This is a genomic window from Rhizobium sp. RHZ02 (assembly GCF_014851575.1).
Lineage (GTDB): Bacteria > Pseudomonadota > Alphaproteobacteria > Rhizobiales > Rhizobiaceae > Rhizobium > Rhizobium altiplani.
On the sequence record NZ_JACUZX010000015.1, the window covers coordinates 105,629 to 124,230 of the forward strand.

Annotated in this window: 17 protein-coding genes and 1 pseudogene; 7 read left to right on the forward strand and 11 right to left on the reverse strand. The window is 61.6% G+C overall.

The annotated features are described in order from the left end of the window. Positions 1–147 precede the first annotated feature (147 nt). The 6 genes from IB244_RS20410 to IB244_RS20435 all read right to left on the reverse strand — a co-directional run bounded on the left by IB244_RS20410 (position 148) and on the right by IB244_RS20435 (position 6,481). The gene (locus IB244_RS20410; RefSeq protein WP_169682747.1) at positions 148–2,088 is read right to left on the reverse strand and encodes a DUF2207 domain-containing protein; all 1,941 of its coding nucleotides are present in this window, start codon (positions 2,086–2,088) and stop codon (positions 148–150) included. 41 nt (positions 2,089–2,129) lie between these two features. Then, a complete protein-coding gene (gene aroA / locus IB244_RS20415) occupies positions 2,130–3,389 on the reverse strand; it encodes a 3-phosphoshikimate 1-carboxyvinyltransferase (protein WP_169682738.1) in 1,260 nt (419 codons plus the stop codon). 92 nt (positions 3,390–3,481) lie between these two features. Next, positions 3,482–4,033: a LemA family protein gene (locus IB244_RS20420; RefSeq protein ID WP_192305368.1), complete on the reverse strand. Its 552-nt coding sequence runs from the start codon at positions 4,031–4,033 to the stop codon at positions 3,482–3,484. A 335-nt stretch (positions 4,034–4,368) separates the two neighbouring features. Continuing rightward, positions 4,369–5,328, reverse strand: a complete 960-nt coding sequence (locus IB244_RS20425; RefSeq protein WP_018859332.1) for a glycine--tRNA ligase subunit alpha — start codon at positions 5,326–5,328, stop codon at positions 4,369–4,371. Positions 5,329–5,406: 78 nt separating this feature from the next. Beyond that, positions 5,407–5,601, reverse strand: coding sequence for a membrane protein (locus tag IB244_RS20430; protein ID WP_018116661.1), 195 nt, complete (start codon positions 5,599–5,601; stop codon positions 5,407–5,409). Positions 5,602–5,620: 19 nt separating this feature from the next. Further along, on the reverse strand, positions 5,621–6,481 hold the full coding sequence (locus IB244_RS20435) for a S49 family peptidase (RefSeq protein ID WP_113472001.1): 861 nt from the start codon (positions 6,479–6,481) through the stop codon (positions 5,621–5,623). Between the two features lie 170 nt (positions 6,482–6,651). Between IB244_RS20435 and IB244_RS20440 the strand changes: the two genes are divergently transcribed. After that, positions 6,652–7,992 carry an Nramp family divalent metal transporter gene (locus IB244_RS20440; RefSeq protein WP_113472000.1) on the forward strand — a complete coding sequence of 447 codons (1,341 nt, stop codon included), beginning with the start codon at positions 6,652–6,654 and terminating at the stop codon, positions 7,990–7,992. On the opposite strand, the gene IB244_RS20445 is transcribed toward IB244_RS20440, so the two are convergent. Then, the gene (locus IB244_RS20445) at positions 7,989–8,765 is read right to left on the reverse strand and encodes a tRNA1(Val) (adenine(37)-N6)-methyltransferase (protein WP_112824286.1); all 777 of its coding nucleotides are present in this window, start codon (positions 8,763–8,765) and stop codon (positions 7,989–7,991) included. The genes IB244_RS20440 and IB244_RS20445 overlap by 4 nt on opposite strands. 7 nt (positions 8,766–8,772) lie before the next feature. Beyond that, positions 8,773–9,000 carry a DUF2007 domain-containing protein gene (locus IB244_RS20450; protein ID WP_018859327.1) on the reverse strand — a complete coding sequence of 76 codons (228 nt, stop codon included), beginning with the start codon at positions 8,998–9,000 and terminating at the stop codon, positions 8,773–8,775. 108 nt (positions 9,001–9,108) lie between these two features. Between IB244_RS20450 and IB244_RS20455 the strand changes: the two genes are divergently transcribed. From IB244_RS20455 to moaB, 4 genes are all read left to right on the forward strand, one after another. Beyond that, a complete protein-coding gene (locus tag IB244_RS20455; RefSeq protein WP_025661920.1) occupies positions 9,109–10,125 on the forward strand; it encodes a polyprenyl synthetase family protein in 1,017 nt (338 codons plus the stop codon). 127 nt (positions 10,126–10,252) lie between these two features. Further along, positions 10,253–12,082, forward strand: a complete 1,830-nt coding sequence (locus IB244_RS20460) for a tetratricopeptide repeat protein (RefSeq protein WP_018859325.1) — start codon at positions 10,253–10,255, stop codon at positions 12,080–12,082. A 6-nt stretch (positions 12,083–12,088) separates the two neighbouring features. Next, positions 12,089–12,997 carry a 4-(cytidine 5'-diphospho)-2-C-methyl-D-erythritol kinase gene (locus IB244_RS20465; protein ID WP_169682740.1) on the forward strand — a complete coding sequence of 303 codons (909 nt, stop codon included), beginning with the start codon at positions 12,089–12,091 and terminating at the stop codon, positions 12,995–12,997. Further along, complete coding sequence (gene moaB / locus IB244_RS20470; protein WP_025661923.1) at positions 12,981–13,532, forward strand: molybdenum cofactor biosynthesis protein B; 552 nt, start codon at positions 12,981–12,983, stop codon at positions 13,530–13,532. The genes IB244_RS20465 and moaB overlap by 17 nt, the downstream gene beginning before the upstream one ends. 32 nt (positions 13,533–13,564) lie before the next feature. On the opposite strand, the gene IB244_RS20475 is transcribed toward moaB, so the two are convergent. Both IB244_RS20475 and IB244_RS20480 read right to left on the reverse strand, forming a co-directional pair. After that, positions 13,565–13,882: a hypothetical protein gene (locus tag IB244_RS20475; RefSeq protein ID WP_018859322.1), complete on the reverse strand. Its 318-nt coding sequence runs from the start codon at positions 13,880–13,882 to the stop codon at positions 13,565–13,567. Between the two features lie 191 nt (positions 13,883–14,073). Next, positions 14,074–14,592, reverse strand: a complete 519-nt coding sequence (locus IB244_RS20480; protein WP_169682741.1) for a glycosyl transferase — start codon at positions 14,590–14,592, stop codon at positions 14,074–14,076. Between the two features lie 137 nt (positions 14,593–14,729). On the opposite strand from IB244_RS20480, the gene IB244_RS20485 reads away from it, so the two are divergent. Continuing rightward, positions 14,730–15,887 (forward strand): PA0069 family radical SAM protein, encoded by a 1,158-nt coding sequence (locus IB244_RS20485; RefSeq protein ID WP_192305370.1) that lies wholly within the window; start codon positions 14,730–14,732, stop codon positions 15,885–15,887. Between the two features lie 110 nt (positions 15,888–15,997). After that, positions 15,998–16,675: a ribonuclease HII gene (locus IB244_RS20490; protein WP_112656775.1), complete on the forward strand. Its 678-nt coding sequence runs from the start codon at positions 15,998–16,000 to the stop codon at positions 16,673–16,675. A gap of 118 nt (positions 16,676–16,793) precedes the next feature. Here the strand turns inward: IB244_RS20490 and ltrA are convergent. Continuing rightward, a pseudogene (gene ltrA / locus IB244_RS33165) lies at positions 16,794–18,153 on the reverse strand (group II intron reverse transcriptase/maturase). Positions 18,154–18,602 lie beyond the last annotated feature (449 nt).

Sequence of the window (18,602 nt, forward strand, 5' to 3'; positions counted from 1 at the left end):
GTCCCTTTCACGTTTCCGTCTGGCGGTTAAGGGGAGAGCGCCGAAAGGTCAAGCAGGAATGCTTGCCCGGGGTCAAGCAGGAATACTTGCTACGTCAAGCACAGTCGCTTGCCGGGGGCTCAAGCAGGAATGATTGAGCAGGACGCCTTACCAGCCGCCGCCACCGCCACCACCACCGCCGCCGCCGGAAAAGCCGCCCGACGAGCCGCCGGAAAAGCCGGAGGACGAGCTTGATGGCGGTGCCGGAATGGTGGAGGCGATCGTCGAGGCCATCGACGAAGAAAAGCCGCCGATGCGATCGGAGAAATTGCCGCTGCCAAAATTACCGGAATACCAGGAGGGAGCATAGGCCGCTGCAGCGGCACCCGCCGCCGCAGCAGCAAGCCATGTTTCAAACGCGCGCGACCAGGGCTTTTCGACGCCAAGCGCCACGGCATAGGGCAAGAGCTTCTCGAAATGCTGGGGCGACATCTCAGGCGCCCCAGCCATGTTCATGCGGTCCTTCTCGGCCAGCGTCATGTACTGGCGGAGACCGTCGATGCCATCCATCAGCTTGGCACCGAGCGGGGTCGGCGCACCCATGATGAAGACGTAGAGCAGGTTCAGGAGAATGATGCCGCCGATCGCAAACAGCATCGGCGTCTCATGCAACTCGACCAGCGACGAGAACAGCGCCAAAGCCAGCGACGAGACGATGCTGAAGCCGATGAAGACAGCAATGGCGATCGCGATCACCGACATGATCTTCGCGCCGAGCGATCTGCCGGGGCGGAACGACTTGGCGAAGCCAGCGACGAACACCGAGATGAAGACGACGACGCCAATCGGAATGATCATCAGGGCGATCGCATCAGGTTCCAGCGTTCCGAAGACGAAGAGGGCCACCAATGAAGCGGCGCTGAGCGCTATGCCGCCGGTCGTGTAGCCGGCATTCGCGTTGTAGTACTTGCCGCGGTGCTCGCGCTCGATGGCTGTGCGGAAGCTGTCGCCGACTGATTTCACCTTCGTTCCGTTCGCTTCATCGATCGTCAGCGAGCCCTTGGCTCCGACTGCGTTAAGCAGGCTGGCTTCCCCTGCTTCCAGCTTCTCCTTGCCGACCGGCTTGTCGGTGCGGCGGATGACGATCGCGTTCTTGAGGTCCTCCAGCACGACAAAGCCGCGCACCGCGAGATTGAGGGCCGTTGCCGACAGCGCCGTCCAGCCCTGCCCGGAGAAGCCGCGATTGTCGATGTAGTTCACCAGCGCCGGCGAGATTCCATCAGGCGGATCCCAGCGCGGCACCAGCACGCCACGCGCCGGGTCACGGCCGACCTTCAGCCAGGAGCGCGTGTAATAGAGGAAGACCAGAATGAGACCGCCAAAGCCGAGGAAGTAATCACGGTTGTCGCTGAGCCACCAGCGCCGCTCATCGTCAGCGCTCGGCGGATTGATCGAGCCCTTCGGCATCTTGACTGCGATCGTCAGCCCTTCGCCTGCGTTCAGCGCCCGGGTCGTCGAAAACAACAGTCGACTTCCGCCGCCTGAAATCTTTGCATTCCTGTCCGTCGCGCCCTGCGGGCCGGTGAAGAAAGCAGTATCGATCGCGCTGACGCCATCTGGAAGGTTCACGGTCGCCGTCGCCATCAGGATCGGGAAGATCCAACCATTGCCGGTTACGTTCCAGTAGAGTTCGTCGTGATCGTCGAAGTAGCGGATCTGGCGATTGGTGCGGTAGGTGAAGACATACTCGTGCCGGCCATAGCTCACGGTAACGTCTTCCGAGCCGGCATAGATGCGGATGCCGCCGCTGATGGATTCGGTGTGCCAGGGCTCGTCGCGGCCATCGCGCTTGACCGCGATGACGTCGAAATCGACTCGGCGGAGGCGGCCCTTTTCATCCTGATAAGTCAGCGGAAAATCGCGGAAGATGCCACGCCGAATGCGGTTGCCTTCGGCGGTAACTGATATCGTCTCCGTCACCGTCATCGCGCCGCTCTTCTCCAGCGCAATGTTTGACGCGAAGGCGTTGATCACCTCCGCGGCGATGGCGCCACGCGCCGCAAGCATCAGAAACAGAACGAAGCAAAGGCCGGAAAGCCGTCGGATCATCATACCCCTCGCCTGCGGCGTCCTGGCCGCGTCAGATAATGTCAGCTCTCATCGGCATAGGTCACGCCAAGCGCGGCCAGTGTCCGCCAATAGGCCGGGAAGGTCTTGCCGACGCAGTCCGGATCAAGGATCGTTATGCCCGCGATCTTCAGACCGGCGAGCGCAAAGCTCATGGCGATGCGGTGGTCGGCGAAGGTATCGATCTTGGCAGGCAGACGCTGTCCGGCGAGCGAGGGATCGGACTGGACAATCAGATCGTCGCCTTCCTCGTGAGCGAGACCCGGGCGGATCTGCGTCAGGCCGGTCGAGACGGCGCGGATGCGATCGCATTCCTTGACGCGCAGATTGGCGATGCCGACGAAGCGGACCGGCGTCTCATTGAAGGCGGCGAGCACAGCAAGGGTCGGAACCGCATCCTGCATCTGCGAGCCGTCGATAACCGCGGGAAGATGCGGGAACTGGGCGATCAGGTCATAGGCCTTCGCGTCCGGCTGCGTGAACGCGCCGTTTGCAACGCCGAGGTCGATCTTGCCTGATGTCAGCACCTCCGCAGCCCAGAGGTAGGTCGCGGCAGAGGCGTCGGGCTCGACCACGAAATCTGCTGCCGTGTAGCCGGTCGGCTCGACGCGCCAGGTCACCGCGCTCGTCTTCTCGACCTTGGCGCCGAAGGCGCGCATCGCCGCTGTGGTCAGATCGATGTAGCCGAGCGCGCCGATGTCCTCGCCTAGCAGTTCGATCGTCACCGCCCTGTCGCCGCCAGCAGCCATCATCAGCAGCGCCGAGACATATTGGCTCGACAGGCCGCCATCGATCTGGATGCGGCTCGCCTCAAAACGGCCAGTGCCCTTGACGGTGACCGGCGGGCAGCCGGTTTCGGTCGACGCGTCGATGCCGAGCGAACGCAGTGCATCGACCAGCGGACCGATCGGGCGCTTGCGCATGTGCTGGTCGCCGTCGACGACGACGGTGCCATCCACCAGGGCGGCAGCGGCCGTGAGGAAGCGCGTCGCCGTTCCGGCGTTGCCGAGGAAAAGCGGCACCTGCGGCGGCAGCAGCTTGCCGCTGCCCGTGACGACAAAGCTCGTATCATCCGGCTCTTCGATGATGACACCCATGGCGCGGAGAGCGTCGGCCATATAGCGCGTGTCGTCGCTCTTCAAAGCGCCGGTCAGGCGGCTCGTGCCCTTGGCGAGACCTGCCAGGAGCAGCGCGCGGTTGGTGATCGATTTCGAGCCGGGCGGGACGGCGCGACCTGTCAGCGGCTTGTCCGGCGGGATGATGGTGAGCTTGTCTTTACTCATTGCCTGTCTTTTCCGTCTTTGCGCGAGGGCCACATCAGGCCACGATCATGCCCTGCTCTTAGCAGTTTTTACGCAAAGGCAAATGGCGGATATCAGAACTTTACGGTCGGAACGGCGCTATCCGCTTCGTTGGTGATCTCGAAATAGTCCCGCTTCTGGAACCCGAACTGGCCAGCGACAAGGTTGGAGGGGAAGCTTTCGACCTTGACATTCAGATCACGGGCGGCGCCATTGTAATAACGGCGGGCCATCTGGATTTCGCTTTCCATCGTCTCCAGCGAGGTCTGCAACTCGCGGAAATTCTCGTTTGCCTTCAGGTCGGGATAGGCTTCGGCGAGTGCCAGCAGACGTCCAAGCGCCTGGCCGAGCAGGCCTTCTGCCTGAGCGCGACCGGCGACGTCGCCCGTCGGAACCGATTGCGCCTTATTGCGGAGGGCAACGACCTCTTCGAGTGTCGTCTTCTCGTGGGCGGCATAGCCCTTGACCGTCTCGATCAGGTTCGGGATCAGGTCGGCGCGGCGCTTCAGCTGCACATCGATACCGGACCAGGCTTCCTCGGCCATCTGCCGCGCGCGAACAAGGCCGTTGTAGACAAAGACGGCATAGAGCGCGACCAGAACAATAAGGCCAAGAATTACATACATTCGCGAATCCCCCGCAACGACCGAAAGTATGCCCGGAGACTATGCGGGTTACCGCAGATTGTCATCCCGCTTTCCGGCCCTCTTTCGGGGCAATCACTGGACGGGGGGTAGTGAGAAATCACGATACCGTCGCACCGGCCGAAGCCTTATTTTCACTCTGCACGTTGAACTAGCGTGCATACGCAAACTGCGGCAAGGATCATTCAGACCATGAGCGCGTTTATTTTCCTGCTCAACATACTGGCCATCGCAACGTACTTTTTCGTCCAGCAAGGCTCGTCCGGTGGAACGCCGCGTCGAGATCAGAAGCGACGAGCGCCGCTGACTGCCGCTCTTCAAGCGGCGGTTTTCGCCAAGTTCACCCCACCCGCATCCGTCTGCAGGAAGGCCTCACCGCAGGCCTTCGCCAGCGTCCGCACACGCAGGATGTAGCTCTGACGCTCGGTAACCGAGATGACGCCGCGCGCATCCAGCAGATTGAAAACGTGTGACGCCTTGATGCACTGATCGTAAGCTGGGAAGACGCACTTGTGCAGCTTCTGATTATCGCTGTCGCCAGGAGCGCCGGCGGCGAGAAGCGCCTGGCATTCCTTTTCGGCATCGATGAAGTGGCGATGCAGCATTTCCGTATTGGCGTATTCGAAATTGTGGCGTGAATATTCCTGTTCGGCCTGTAGGAAGACATCGCCGTAGCTGATCTTCTCGTCGCCTTCGCGCCCGTTGAAGTTCAGGTCGTACACGTTGTCGACGCCCTGCACATACATCGCCAGACGCTCGAGACCATAGGTCAACTCGCCCGAGACGGGCGAGCATTCGATACCGCAGACCTGCTGGAAATAAGTAAACTGCGACACTTCCATGCCATCGCACCAGCATTCCCAGCCGAGACCCCAGGCACCGAGCGTCGGGCTTTCCCAGTCGTCCTCGACAAAACGGATGTCGTGCAGCAGCGGATCGAGGCCGATCGCAGCCAGCGAGCCGAGATAGAGCTCCTGCAGGTTCGACGGATTCGGCTTCAGGATGACCTGGTACTGATAATAGTGCTGCAGACGGTTCGGGTTCTCGCCGTAGCGGCCGTCCGACGGGCGGCGCGACGGCTGCACATAGGCGGCCTTCCACGGCTTGGGGCCGAGCGCGCGCAGCGTCGTTGCCGGGTGGAACGTGCCGGCACCGACCTCCATGTCGTAAGGCTGCAGCACCGCACAACCCTTGTCCGCCCAATAGTTATGGAGCGTGAGGATCAGCGCCTGGAACGAGCGCTTCGGGTTCATGTGGTCGGGAATTGCTGCAGACATGGAACGGCTTCCGAATTCGTACAAAAAGTGCGCGGACAGGTGCCACGCCGCGCCAGACGGGTCAAGGCTTTTGCGGCCCTACTCGTCCTCGTCCTTCTTCAGATGATATTCGCCGGTGACCGGATCCTTGACCAGCGTGCCGATGGCGCCCGTCTGGCGCTCCTTCTCGGCACGCCGGGATCGCTCGGCGAGCCGCTGTGCATCGGCAACGAAGCGGCGGTAGAGAAGCCAGGCTCCGACCACCAGCACGATGATGATTATCAGTTGCGGCATAATGCCAGCCTTTTATCCCTCAGAGCCCGTAGCGGCTCCACAATGCCTTCTCCTCGGCGGCCTCGACAAGTCCGGTCGCAAGGCCAGCTCCGGCGCCTTCCAAGTTGGCTGACGATATACCCGGAATGCGCCTTCCGAAAAGGCCGCGCGCGGGCATCACCAGCTCGAGCTTGGTCTTCGCCCCATAGCGACGCTTCAGCTCCTGCCGCATGTCGCCGAGCCCGTCGATGAGGCCGAGTTCGAGACCACGCGTGCCGGTCCAGAAAAGTCCGGAGAAGACCACTTCGTCGCTCTTCAGCTTTCCGGCGCGGCGTTCACGAACCATGGAGATGAAGACCTGATGAATCTCCAGCTGCAGGGTCTTCAGGTATTCGATGTCCTTTTCCTTCTCGGGCTGGAACGGATCAAGGATTACCTTGTTTTCCCCCGCCGTGTAGACGCGACGCTCTACGCCGATCTTCTTTAAGAGTTCGGGAAAGCCGAAGCCGCCGGAGACGACACCGATCGAGCCGACGATGGAGGTGGGGTCGGCAATAATTTCGTCGCCAGCAAGAGCGATCATGTAACCGCCGGATGCCGCAACATCCTCGACGAAGACGAGAACCTTCTTCTGCTTTTCACGCGCAAGATCGCGAATGCGCGCGAAGACGAGCCGCGACTGGACCGGGGAGCCGCCGGGTGAATTAAGCGAGATGGCGACCGCCGGCGCATCCTTGAAGCTGAAAGCCTTTTCCAGGACCTGTGAAGTTGCGGCGAGATTGAGGGTCGGCCGGAACTGGCTTCCGCCGCTCATGATCGGACCGTGAAGTCGAACGACGGGAATGACCACGCCTTCCTTGCGGAACCGCTTCGGCAGCAACCTCTTCAAAAATCCGGCCATTTTCCATCCTTTGCGACAAGATCAGCGAACGTCTTCCATGTATGCAACGGCGCGACAAACGCAATGGCCGGCGCAGAAAACATCTGCCAGTTCAGAATTCTTGTTGCGAATGACTTGCATTATCATTCTAATCGGACATACTGGCCGCATTGATAGTAGGCGGACACTGCATGGACATCGTAAATCCGAACGCAAAGACCGGCTGGCGACACGAGCGCGAAGAGGCATCGCTTTCCGATGTCTACCGTTCCGTCCAGACGCACAAGCATGGCACACGTTGGCGACGGATCGCTGCGTTCCTCGGACCCGGCTACATGGTGGCCGTCGGCTATATGGACCCCGGCAACTGGGCAACCTCGCTCGCCGGTGGATCGAAGTTCGGCTATGCGCTGCTGACCGTTGCTCTGCTGTCCAACCTGATGGCGATCGTTTTGCAGTCGCTCTGTGCGCGCCTTGCCATCGGTTCCGGTCGCGACCTCGCCCAGGCCTGCCGCGACGCCTTCCCGAAATATGTTTCCGTGCCGCTTTGGGCCTTTGCCGAAGTCGCCATCATCGCCACCGACATTGCCGAAGTGATCGGCACGGCGATCGGCCTCAATCTGCTTTTCGGAATCCCACTCGAGCTCGGTGTGCTTATCACGTCGCTCGACGTATTCCTCATTCTCTATCTGCAGAAGATCGGCTTCCGCTGGGTGGAAGCCTTCGTGATCGCTCTGCTCGGTATCATTGCGGTGTGCTTCGGGGTGCAAATCTTCCTTGCCGATCCGGAATGGGGCGCCGTGATCCGGGGCTTCTTCCCGACGACCGAGATCGTCTCCAACCCCGAGATGCTCTACCTCGCGCTCGGCATTCTCGGCGCCACGGTGATGCCGCACAATCTCTATCTGCATTCCGGCATCGTCCAGACCCGCGCTTACGGCCATTCGGTGCCGGAGAAGCGCGAGGCGCTGACCTACGCCACGATCGACTCGACCATAGCGTTGTGCTTTGCGCTGCTGATCAACGCATCGATCCTGATCCTTGCAGCAGCCGCCTTCCACGCCAACGGCAAGACGGATGTCGTGGAACTGGGCGAAGCATCTGCGCTGCTCTCGCCGCTGCTCGGCCTGGCAATCGCGCCAACGCTCTTCGGCATCGCCTTGCTCTGCTGCGGCCTGAATTCGACGGTGACAGCAACCCTTGCCGGCCAGATCGTCATGGAAGGCTTCTTGAAGATCCGGCTTCAGCCATGGGTTCGCCGCCTCATCACCCGCGCGATCGCCATCATTCCGGCCGCCTTCGTCACGATCTGGTATGGCGACCAAGGGACGGCGGAACTGCTGATCCTGACGCAGGTCGTGCTCAGCCTCCAGCTCTCCTTCGCCGTCTTCCCGCTGGTGATGTTTACCGCCAGCAAGGCGAAGATGGGTGCGCTGGTCGCCCCGCGCTGGCTGAGCGCCATCGCCTATGTGATCGCGATCCTGATTGCCGGCCTGAACGTCAAGCTGCTGATTGACTTCGTGACCGGCTAGCGCCTGGCATAGGCCGCCCGGCCATTGTTGAGATCGTCCACGAAGGGGGAGAATTTATGCGTCCCCTCCTCGTGCATGATGAGTGGCGCGCGCAGCGAAAGCCGCGCGCGCGATCCTTTTATCGCCGTGACGAGGATGCGCACGGCGTTCTCGCCTTCGCGCGGATGGATTGCGGTCACCTCGATGCCGCCGAAACGGCGTCCGCAGGCATCGATGATTTCGGCGATCGATTCCGGCTTCGCAATCAAGGACAATTGTCCGCCGGGGATCATGATCGCCCCGGCCGTCCGCACCCAGCTTGCGAACAGTCCGTCCGTCATCGCATGCGCCTCCGCCTTCAAGGCATCGGGCGTCCGGCGATCGCCTGCATCGTTGAACGGCGGGTTCATGATGACATGATGGAAGCTCTCATCGACAAGACCGGCTTCGTTTCGCGCCTTCGCCCTTAGCGTCACATCCGCCTCGACGACTGAAACGCGGCCGGCCACATGCGCATTGTCAGGCAGGAGGATGCTGCGGCGCGCATAGTCAGCCATCTCGCCCGAGCGCTCGAAGAGCACGACTTCCGCGGCCGGCAGCCGTGACGCGACGGCCAAGCCTGCAGCACCCGCGCCGGCACCGAGATCGGCAACCTTGATCGGACGATCGTCGGCAACGAGCGCTGCGAGCAGCATTGCATCCATGCCCGAGCGATGCCCCCTGCCCTTCGGCTGCACCACATGGAACAGCCCCCGGTGAAAGGCATCTATGGTCTCGGCAACATCTTCCGTCATCAAAAGCTCACTTCGGCATCCGCAGTTCGTCGCCGAGCCCGGCATCCACGAGAATGCGGCGCGCCCGATCCGCCTCGTCATCATCGACGAGAAGCCGGCGCGGCAGCATGCCGAGTGACCCTTCCAGAATGCTCATGCCCTGATCGGCGATGAAGCAGTGAATCCCCGCATCCTTCAGCAGACTCTCCGCAAAGGAGAGCAGTACGGGATCATTGGCGCGAATAAGTTCATGCATTTGCGGGAAAATCCCTTTCAAATTTGCGCGACGCGACAATTCACCCCTTGCCGCGCCAATCGCCCCTTTCTATTGTCGAACCCAATAATTTAACAGGAGTCCGGGTCGTTGGGCGTGGTCATACCGCTTGAAGAAAGCAAAAACAAACTGGCATCCGTCAAGCCGCTGGTCGATTTGACCAAGGCGGACATGCAACGGGTCAACCAGCTTATTCTCTCCAAGGCCGGTTCCGACGTCCAGATGATTCCTGAGGTGGCCAACCATCTCATCTCGTCCGGCGGCAAGCGTCTGCGCCCGATGCTGACTTTGGCCTCGGCTGCGCTGTTCGGCTACAAGGGCGAAAACCACATCAAGCTTGCGACATCGGTCGAGTTCATGCACACCGCGACGCTGCTGCATGACGATGTGGTCGACGAGAGCGACCTTCGCCGCGGCAAGTCCACGGCTCGCATGATCTGGGGCAACCAGGCCAGCGTGCTCGTCGGAGACTTCCTGCTCGGCCAGGCGTTCCGCATGATGGTCGAGGTCGGCTCGCTCGAAGCGCTCGACGTGCTCTCCTCGGCTGCCTGCGTGATCGCGGAAGGCGAAGTGCTGCAGCTCTCCGTCGCCAAGAACATGGAAACAACTGAGGACGACTACCTCGCCGTCATCCGCGCGAAGACGGCGGCATTGTTTGCCGCGGCTGCCGAAGTCGGCCCGATCGTCGCCGATGCCGGCAAATCCGGCCGCAACGCGCTGAAGTCCTACGGCATGAACCTCGGGCTGGCCTTCCAGCTGGTCGACGACGCGCTGGATTACGGCGGAAAGGCAGCCGATCTCGGCAAGAATGTCGGCGACGACTTCCGCGAGGGCAAGATCACGCTGCCTGTGATCCTGGCCTATCGCCGCGGCACCGAGGAAGAACGCGCCTTCTGGCGTCAGGCCATTGAAGGCGGCGAAAGCAGCGACCAGCATCTCGAAAAGGCACTTGGCCTGATTACCAAGTACGGCACGCTGAACGATACCATCGCCCGGGCGGTTCACTACGGCACGATCGCACGCGATGCGCTTGCGCCCCTTCCCGACACGGCATGGAAATCGGCCCTGATGGAAGTCATCGACTTTTGCATCGAGCGCGTCAATTAATCGACGGTCACTGATCGCGGGCTGATTTTATTGCAGGACCGCTTCAAAAAAGCCATCCTGTTGTGAGTCAGTCATTTCAACTGATTTGCAGTCGGACGAGGCCGGCTGCCACAAGAGAGGTTTTCTAATGCGGCAAAAACTTGCCATCCGTCTTCTTTCGAGCGCAGCCATGGCAGCGGTCATATCGCTGGCAGCGCTCGGCGGCGTGAATGCCGAAGAGACGGCCAAGAAGGACGATGCCGCGACAGTGATCTTCGATCCGGATAGCGTCACGAGCTTCTCCGGTGCGTTTTTGGCTGCCCGGACCGCCGATGTCGATCACGATTACGAGACGGCGATCGAACTCTACAAGAAGGCGCTGCAGATCGAGCCGGGAAATCCGGAAATCCGCCAGCGACTGATGATCTCGCTGCTTTTGAACGGCGACATCCAGGACGGCGTGAAATACGCCAACGACCTGAAGGGTGATCCGACCGTCGAGCGCATCACGACCATCGTGCGCAGCATGGATGCCATTCGCCGTGGCGAATACAAGACGGCTGAATCCCTTCTGAAATATACCGGACCGAACGATCTCGACCGGATGATGAACGATCTGCTCGCCGCTTGGGCCCGCGTCGGCGCCGGCCGTGGCAAGGAAGCCCTCACCACGATCCAGAAGATGAAGGGACCGGATTGGGTCGGCATCTTCAAGTCATACAATGCCGGCGCGATCGCGATCGTGAACGGCGACATCAGGGCCGCTCGCCAGAACCTCAACGACGCCGTGCTCGACAAGGACGGCGGCGCGACCGCTCCTGATACCTTCATGCGCGCCGTCATCGCTCTTGCCCGGCTCGAAGCCTCACAGGGCAACAAGCAGAAGGCGCTCGACGCAATTTCCGTCGGCGACAACCTGCTGCCCAACTACGCGCCGCTCAAAGCGCTGCGCCAGAGCATCGAAAAGGGCGAGAAGCAGGAGCAGCAGATCCAGACGGCCAAGCAGGGTGCTGCCGGCGTGCTCTTCTCCATCGGTGGCGCGCTGAACCGCGACGGCGCCGAGGATATTGTTTCGCTCTACCTGCAGACCGCCAAGACGCTGGATCCCGATAGCGCCGATACGCTCGTCATGCTCGGTGGCATTGCCGAGAAACAGGAGCAGATGGACCGCGCCATCGCGCTCTACCAGCAGGTACCCGAGAACTCGCCGATGCGCCGCATCTCCGAGCTTCAGCTCGGCCTTGCACTTGCACAGGGCGGTAAGGTGGATGAGGCACGCAAGCACCTTCAGAACCTGATTGCCTCCGATCCGAACGACGTTCGCAGCTACCTCGCCTATGGCAGCGTGCTGTCGGACGTGAAGGATTACGCCGCGATGGCCGAAAACTACGACAAGGCTGTCGAAGTTATCGGCCCACTGCCGGGCAAGGGCGCGTGGACTGTCTTCTTCCAGCGTGGCATTGCCTATGAGCGCCTGAAGAAATGGGACCAGGCCGAGCCGAATTTCCGCAAGGCGCTGGAGCTCAACCCGGATCAGCCGCAGGTTCTAAACTACCTTGGCTACTCGTGGATCGACATGAACCGGAACCTCGACGAGGGGCTGGCGATGATCAAGAAGGCGGTCGACCTGCGTCCCGACGATGGCTACATCATCGACTCTCTCGGCTGGGCCTATTTCCGGCTGAACCGCTTCGCCGAAGCGGTTGAGGAGTTGGAGAAGGCTGCGCAGATCAAGGCCGGCGACGCGACGATCAACGACCATCTGGGCGATGCCTATTGGCGCGTCGGACGCAAGCTCGAAGCCGTCTACCAGTGGAACCGCGCGCTCGGCTCCGACCCTGAGGCATCCGAGATCCCGAAGATCAAGGACAAAATCGCCAACGGCCTGCCGCAGGATACAGACAACTCCAAGGCTGCGGACAAGAAACAGCCTGACCCGGCGCCGATCCAACCGAAGCCTACCGATAAGAAGTCCTGATCGGCGATGCCAGAGGCGAGTATGGGCGATGACGTGACGGTCATCGAGGACGCTCCGGCAAAAATCAATCTGGCCCTGCATGTGACGGGCCAGAGATCCGATGGCTACCATCGGCTCGACATGCTCGTGACCTTCACCAAACATGGTGACCGGCTGGGCTTTGCGCTGGCGGATAAAGATGAATTCGTGATCTCCGGGCGTTTTGCCGAGGCGCTTGACGACAGCCGCGACGACAACCTCGTCCTGAAGGCTCGGGACTTTATGCGCGAGGCGATCGCTCGCGAGGGCGGCTCCGCTCCCGCCGTCCGCATCCATCTCCAAAAGAACCTGCCGATTGCCTCCGGTATCGGCGGCGGCTCGGCCGACGCGGCGGCTACGCTTCGCGGTCTGATGCGGCTCTGGAATGTCTCGCTTCTGAACGCGACCATCGAGGCAATCGCCATTCGACTTGGCGCCGACGTGCCTATGTGCCTGGCGAGCAGACCGCTGATCGCCAGGGGCATTGGCGAGCAAATCGTGCCTGTCGACGACATGCCGGCCTTTGCCATGGTGCTGGCAAACCCGTTGAAAGGCGTATCAACGCCCGAGGTTTTCCGAAGGCTGACGAACAAGGCCAATCCGCCGCTCGACATGACGCCGCGTTTCAACTGGGTCGAGGCGATACGCGCTACGCGCAATGACCTTGAGCCGGTCGCTCGCGACCTGCTGCCCGAAATTGCCGAGATCTCGACGATGCTCAAGAAGCAGGGCGCATCTTTCGTTCGCATGTCTGGTTCCGGTGCGACCTGCTACGGTATCTTCCATACGCTTGCGGCGGCGGAAGACGCCGCCGCCGCGCTTCACCGCGAACGGCCGGACTGGTATTTCGAAGCCACGGAAACGACTGCGGGAGGTCATGATGCCGGGTTTGGATGAAACGCGTCCCTTCATTCCTGTCGGCATTGCCGTGCTGACGGTCTCGGATACACGCACGCTTGCCGATGACCGCTCCGGCGATACGCTGGCCGCCAGAATCAAGGAGGCGGGGCACCGGCTGGTCGACCGCGCGATCGTCCCCGATGATCGGCAGGCGATCGCTTCCCGCGTGAAGGCGTGGACCGAACGCGACGATATCGACGTCGTCATCACCACGGGGGGAACCGGCTTTACCGGCCGCGACGTCACCCCGGAAGCTCTGGAGCCGCTCTTCGAGAAGAGGATGGATGGCTTTTCGGAAGTGTTCCACCGTATCTCCTACGACAAGATCGGCACCTCGACGATCCAGTCCCGCGCCACGGCGGGCGTTGCCAACGCGACCTTCATCTTCGCGCTGCCGGGCTCGCCTGGCGCCTGCAAGGACGCCTGGGACGGCATATTGAAATCCCAGTTCGACTACCGCCACATGCCCTGCAATTTCGTGGAGATCATGCCGCGCCTCGATGAGCACCTGAAGCGCGGCGCCGGCAAGTAACGGACTGCTTCGGCAGGCGACCGTCTGCCGCTCTATGCCCCTATGCCCGGCAGAGCAGGCATCGTATCCCAGCTATCACCCGACAGCAGGATGCAGCTTACGCCGTGAACATCCGTGATGAGCAGCGTCCACGTGCCGCTCTGCGCGGCGTAGACCTCAAGCATGGCGTTCTGGTTGATCAGCCCGACCGCCGTCAGTCTCTCGGCAAAATTCTTGTCGAGGAAATTGACGACCTCGGATCGGCCTGCGCAACTGCGCATCATCTGCGATGCTGCCGAATGCGGATGCGCGATCATCGATGTCGTCAATATGACGGCCGCTATCAGGCCGCGGATCATATTGCGTTTCATGACGCACCTCCTTTTGCCGGAAACCGGCAGAAGAGGAGACTTCCGCTGACCTGTTCTGCCGTCTGCCGGCATTCCATGGTCGACCGTCACGAAGCGAGGCGCTCGGGCGGCGCCATGATGGAATTATAGCGCAAAATTGTATCGGGCGCCAATTATCCGCATGGGTGGCACGCGGAGCAGCGCCCTACCTACTATCGCGCCGCGCGCGCGACCCAGGATGGAATCAGCTCGCTGCTGAGCTTGCGCAGCTTTTGCCCCTTCGCGAATTCCGCGAGACGCATTCCGCTTCTTGCGGCAGCGATCGCCTGCGCCTTCGGAAGGAGAAGACCTAGCTCCAGCGGCGACGAAACACGCCCGATACGCTGCAGGAACGGCCGTCGGTATCCGCGCGACGCGTTGAACCGCGCCGGTAGCTTGTTCAGGATCATATACTCAGCAATCTCGTCGATCCAGCCGGTCTGCGGTCGCGCCCCCGGTTCCACGAAAAGGAGCCACTCGCCTCGCGCCGAATGCACTATGTCCTTGATATCCCATTGTGAATGGAAGCGGCAGCCGGCGGCGTCGGCCACCCTCGACGTTCCATCCCGCGAGTCGTGGTCCAGCACCACGACGTCGCTGACGAGCCCCTCCACTGCGCCTGCAACCAACACCGATAATGTCTGCGCCAGTTCCGGTTCCTGATCCTGGCATTCCAGCACAACTGTCAACATTGCCTATTCATAGAGCGCCGCACAAAAATTTGCCAGCGACACTTTCCTCATTTTGTTCTTGCATTGTTCTCTTTTTGCCGATAGGAATTTAATCATCAAAACGGATGGAAGCAAAGCTTCCGCCAGCGGAGAATCCGATGAATGAGCAGTCCCTTGCAGGGCAGGCCGCATTCGCGCCTGCCCATACGGCAGATATTGCCGATACGATGATCGTATCTGCCGGCCTGCGGATCGATGTCGACCGCCGCCGTGGGCGTGCGGCCGGGCTTAATCCGAACGGGCGCTTTGAGCCTCTGCGTCGGGAAGCGTTCGACGATGGCTGGCAGAACCTTGAGGATCTGCCGCCGTTCAAGACCGACGTGCAGATCGAGAAGCCGCGAACGGTCATCACCCGCAACGAGTCGCCGGACATTCCCTTCGACCGCTCGATCAATCCCTATCGCGGCTGCGAGCATGGCTGCATTTACTGCTTCGCGCGGCCGACGCATGCCTATATGGGCCTTTCGGCCGGTCTGGACTTCGAAGCCAAGCTGTTTGCCAAGCCGGATGCGGCGAAACTCCTGGAGCGAGAATTGGCGAAGCCTGGTTACAAGCCGCGGGTAATCGCGATCGGCACCAACACCGATCCCTACCAGCCGATCGAAAAGGAATGGCGCATCATGCGGCAGATCCTTGAGGTGCTGGAAAAGGCGAACCATCCGGTTTCGATCGTAACCAAGTCGGCAATGATCCTGCGCGACCTCGACATTCTCTCGGCGATGGCGGAAAGAAACCTTGTCCGCGTTTCACTGTCGGCGACGACGCTCGACCGAAAGCTGGCGCGGACCATGGAGCCCCGCGCCTCGACGCCGACGCGCCGGCTGGAGGCCATCCGCGCGCTCTCCGAGGCAGGCATCCAGACATCGGTCCTGGCTGCCCCGATGATTCCGGCGCTCAACGACCATGAGCTTGAGCGAATTCTGGATGCGGCGCACGCGGCGGGTGCCACCGAGGCGGGTTATGTCATCCTGCGTCTCCCGCTCGAGGTGTCGCCGCTGTTTCGCGACTGGCTGCTGCAGAACTATCCCGACCGCTATCGTCACGTCATGTCGCTGGTCCGCTCGATGCGCGGCGGAAAGGATTACGATGCTGAGTTCGGCAAGCGAATGAAGGGCGCCGGACCCTATGCCTGGCAGATTGCGCGCCGTTTCGAAATGGCGACGAAACGGCTGGGCATGACCCGGCGCAGCATGCGGCTGCGGGACGACCTGTTCGTTCCGCCCGATGGCAGCGGCGTCCAGCTCTCGCTGCTCTGACATTTCAGCTTCGCGGATGGTCGCCCTGCCCTTCCGCGCTGGAGTCCCCGGCCCGCCGCCCTGATCCGGGGACTTGCAGGAAATCGGGTTGGCGTGCGAGGGTCAGCTGCATGAGCCGTCGCACGTCACCCGATTCTCCCATGCTTTTCGAAGATGTCCCCCTCGTGCCGGATTTCCGGCTGGAGCTGAAGGCGCGCAAGGCCGGTCACTGGCCGGTTGCAGGTGCCGATGAGGCCGGACGGGGGCCGCTGGCCGGTCCCGTCGTGGCGGCAGCCGTCATTCTCGATCCGAAACGCATTCCTGAAGGCCTGAACGATTCCAAGCAGCTCTCGGCCCTGAGGCGCGAAGAGCTTTTCGTTCAGATTCTCGCAACCGCGACCGTCTCGATCGCCTCTTCAAGTTCGACGCGCATCGATGAGACCGATATCCGCAAGGCCAGTCTGGATGCCATGCGCCGCGCCATCTGCGGCCTGTCGATACCAGCTAGCTTTGTCCTGACCGATGGGCTTGACGTTCCGCCTGGGCTCGCCTGCCCCGGCCAGGCAGTCGTGAAGGGTGATGCGCGCTCCGTCTCGATCGCCGCCGCATCGATCGTCGCCAAGGTGACGCGCGACCGGATGATGGCGCGCGCCGACAGCACCTTTCCGGCTTACGGCTTTGCCGCGCATGCCGGCTATGGCACCGCGCAACATAGGGCCGGTATCGAGAAGCACGGTCCCTGCTCGCTGCACAGGATGACCTTCAGCCCGCTGAAGAAGGTGCAGGGTATCGAGCTCGACAGCGATTGATCCCGTCCGCGACTTACCATTACAGCTCCAAATCGGCATAGGGGGCGCTCGATGTGATCGCTCCCCTGCCACACCACCCGGCATGCGGGTCCGCACCGGGCGGTTCGAGGGATTGAGGTTATGCGAGTCTGGGCATTCCGAGTTGGTCGGCCCATCTGATGGTGAGAACGGCGTTGATGAGCTTGCCGCTGTTGCGCCACCAGCGGCGGGCGTTTGCCGCCACCTGTAGGGCCACATCGGGTTTTGCCCCCCGAACCGTCAGTTCCCGGAAGATAGTCCTGCTGTGCTTCCATTGCTTGAGCTGGATAGCCCTCAAACGGTGACGCATCCATTCGTCCAGCCTTTGCCAGACCCGAGATGTTTGCGCCAGCCGGAAGTAGGCTTTCCATCCGCACACGAAGATACGCAGCCGTTCTGCCACCGCTTTCAGGGATCGACCCGTCACGCGCGGTGTCAGTTCGCGAATGCGCTCCTTGAACGCCTTGATGGCCTTGTCGGCGACCAGTCTCTTGACCACCCGTCCTGGTGCTTTGAAGAAAGCATAGCCGAGGAATTTGCGGCCGAAGACACTGGCAACGGCGCTCTTGGTCTCGTTCACCTTGAGGCGAAGTCGGCCATAAAGCCGCCGCAGCAGAGCCATCACCCGTTCGCCCGCCCGCTGTGACCGCACGTAGACGTTACAGTCGTCGGCATAGCGGCAGAAGGCATGGCCCCGCTGTTCAAGTTCCTTGTCCACCTCATCCAGCAACACATTGGCCAGAAGCGGCGACAGCGGCCCACCCTGCGGCGTGCCTCGGGTCCGCTTGAGGACCACACCCCATCAACAATGTCGGCGTTCAGATAGGCCCGTACCAAGCGGATCACGCCGGGATCGGGGATTTTCTTGCGCAGACGGTCGATCAGGATGTCATGGTCAACCCGGTCGAAGAATTTCTCCAGGTCAACGTCCACGACAACCCGCCGTCCGGACTGCACGAACGATTGCGCCGCCAGGACGGCATCGTGTGCACTCCTTCCAGGACGGAAGCCGTAGCTGTGCTGACTAAAAGTCGGATCAAGAATAGGCTGGAGGACTTGCAGGAGCGCCTGTTGGATCAGACGGTCCAGCACCGTGGGGATGCCAAGCTCGCGCTCGCCGCCCCCTGGCTTCGGGATCATCACCCGACGCACCGGCTGTGGCCGGTACGTCCCCTCCCGCAGGCTGTCGCGGATGGCAGGCCAAGAGATGCGTAGCATTGCGGCCGTCTGGTCAATGTCCAGACCGTCCGCGCCCGCCGCGCCTTTGTTGGCCCGCACCTCTTCCACGCCCGCAGAAGGTTCTCTCGCCGCAGGGCCACCTCAAGCAGCCCTGCGCCTGTGTCGTTCCCAATCCTCGGCGGGGGCTCGGCTTCGTCGCGACCGGAGCTCCGGCGGGCTTCACCCGCTTGCCTCTCCGATCGCCCGGACACTTCCGGCATCTGACGCATGGCCTTGCTCATCCTTGGAGGAACTTCACTCTCTCTCGTTCGGACCTTCGTTCGCGCCTATGCGCTCCCTACTACCGCCTCGGCTGACGTCTCACTCCGGCTCGACACCGTCGCCCTTTCAGGCGCAAGGCGAGATCTCCCCATATGTGGACGGCTCCCACTTGCAAGGGTTTTTACAGATAATTTTGATCGGATCGCTTCCTCCCCACGGTTGGTCACCCTGCCGCAGTTGCGCTTGACTTCGCTCGCTGTGACCAGCTTACGGTGGGACTTCCACCCACAAGAATGCGCCCATGCTGGGCGCACAACAAAAGAGCCCGGCATCAGCCGGGCTCAGACTGCTGACAAACCCGTCGATATTTTCGGCGGGTTTGTTTTTTGGACGTTGGTTGTTTTAGTTGGGTTCTGAGGCGGGGCGAAGTTGGCGGCCTCTGGCCCTCATGCCATGGCTGGTCTGGGTG

What these genes read in the sequence shown, in the direction of transcription:
- IB244_RS20410 (WP_169682747.1), bottom strand. Translation starts at nt 2,088, where the DNA reads ATGATCCGACGGCTTTCCGGCCTTTGCTTCGTTCTGTTTCTGATGCTT.
- aroA (WP_169682738.1), bottom strand. Translation starts at nt 3,389, where the DNA reads ATGAGTAAAGACAAGCTCACCATCATCCCGCCGGACAAGCCGCTGACA.
- IB244_RS20420 (WP_192305368.1), bottom strand. Translation starts at nt 4,033, where the DNA reads ATGTATGTAATTCTTGGCCTTATTGTTCTGGTCGCGCTCTATGCCGTC.
- IB244_RS20425 (WP_018859332.1), bottom strand. Translation starts at nt 5,328, where the DNA reads ATGTCTGCAGCAATTCCCGACCACATGAACCCGAAGCGCTCGTTCCAG.
- IB244_RS20430 (WP_018116661.1), bottom strand. Translation starts at nt 5,601, where the DNA reads ATGCCGCAACTGATAATCATCATCGTGCTGGTGGTCGGAGCCTGGCTT.
- IB244_RS20435 (WP_113472001.1), bottom strand. Translation starts at nt 6,481, where the DNA reads ATGGCCGGATTTTTGAAGAGGTTGCTGCCGAAGCGGTTCCGCAAGGAA.
- IB244_RS20440 (WP_113472000.1), top strand. Translation starts at nt 6,652, where the DNA reads ATGGACATCGTAAATCCGAACGCAAAGACCGGCTGGCGACACGAGCGC.
- IB244_RS20445 (WP_112824286.1), bottom strand. Translation starts at nt 8,765, where the DNA reads ATGACGGAAGATGTTGCCGAGACCATAGATGCCTTTCACCGGGGGCTG.
- IB244_RS20450 (WP_018859327.1), bottom strand. Translation starts at nt 9,000, where the DNA reads ATGCATGAACTTATTCGCGCCAATGATCCCGTACTGCTCTCCTTTGCG.
- IB244_RS20460 (WP_018859325.1), top strand. Translation starts at nt 10,253, where the DNA reads ATGCGGCAAAAACTTGCCATCCGTCTTCTTTCGAGCGCAGCCATGGCA.
- IB244_RS20465 (WP_169682740.1), top strand. Translation starts at nt 12,089, where the DNA reads ATGCCAGAGGCGAGTATGGGCGATGACGTGACGGTCATCGAGGACGCT.
- moaB (WP_025661923.1), top strand. Translation starts at nt 12,981, where the DNA reads ATGCCGGGTTTGGATGAAACGCGTCCCTTCATTCCTGTCGGCATTGCC.
- IB244_RS20475 (WP_018859322.1), bottom strand. Translation starts at nt 13,882, where the DNA reads ATGAAACGCAATATGATCCGCGGCCTGATAGCGGCCGTCATATTGACG.
- IB244_RS20480 (WP_169682741.1), bottom strand. Translation starts at nt 14,592, where the DNA reads ATGTTGACAGTTGTGCTGGAATGCCAGGATCAGGAACCGGAACTGGCG.
- IB244_RS20485 (WP_192305370.1), top strand. Translation starts at nt 14,730, where the DNA reads ATGAATGAGCAGTCCCTTGCAGGGCAGGCCGCATTCGCGCCTGCCCAT.
- IB244_RS20490 (WP_112656775.1), top strand. Translation starts at nt 15,998, where the DNA reads ATGAGCCGTCGCACGTCACCCGATTCTCCCATGCTTTTCGAAGATGTC.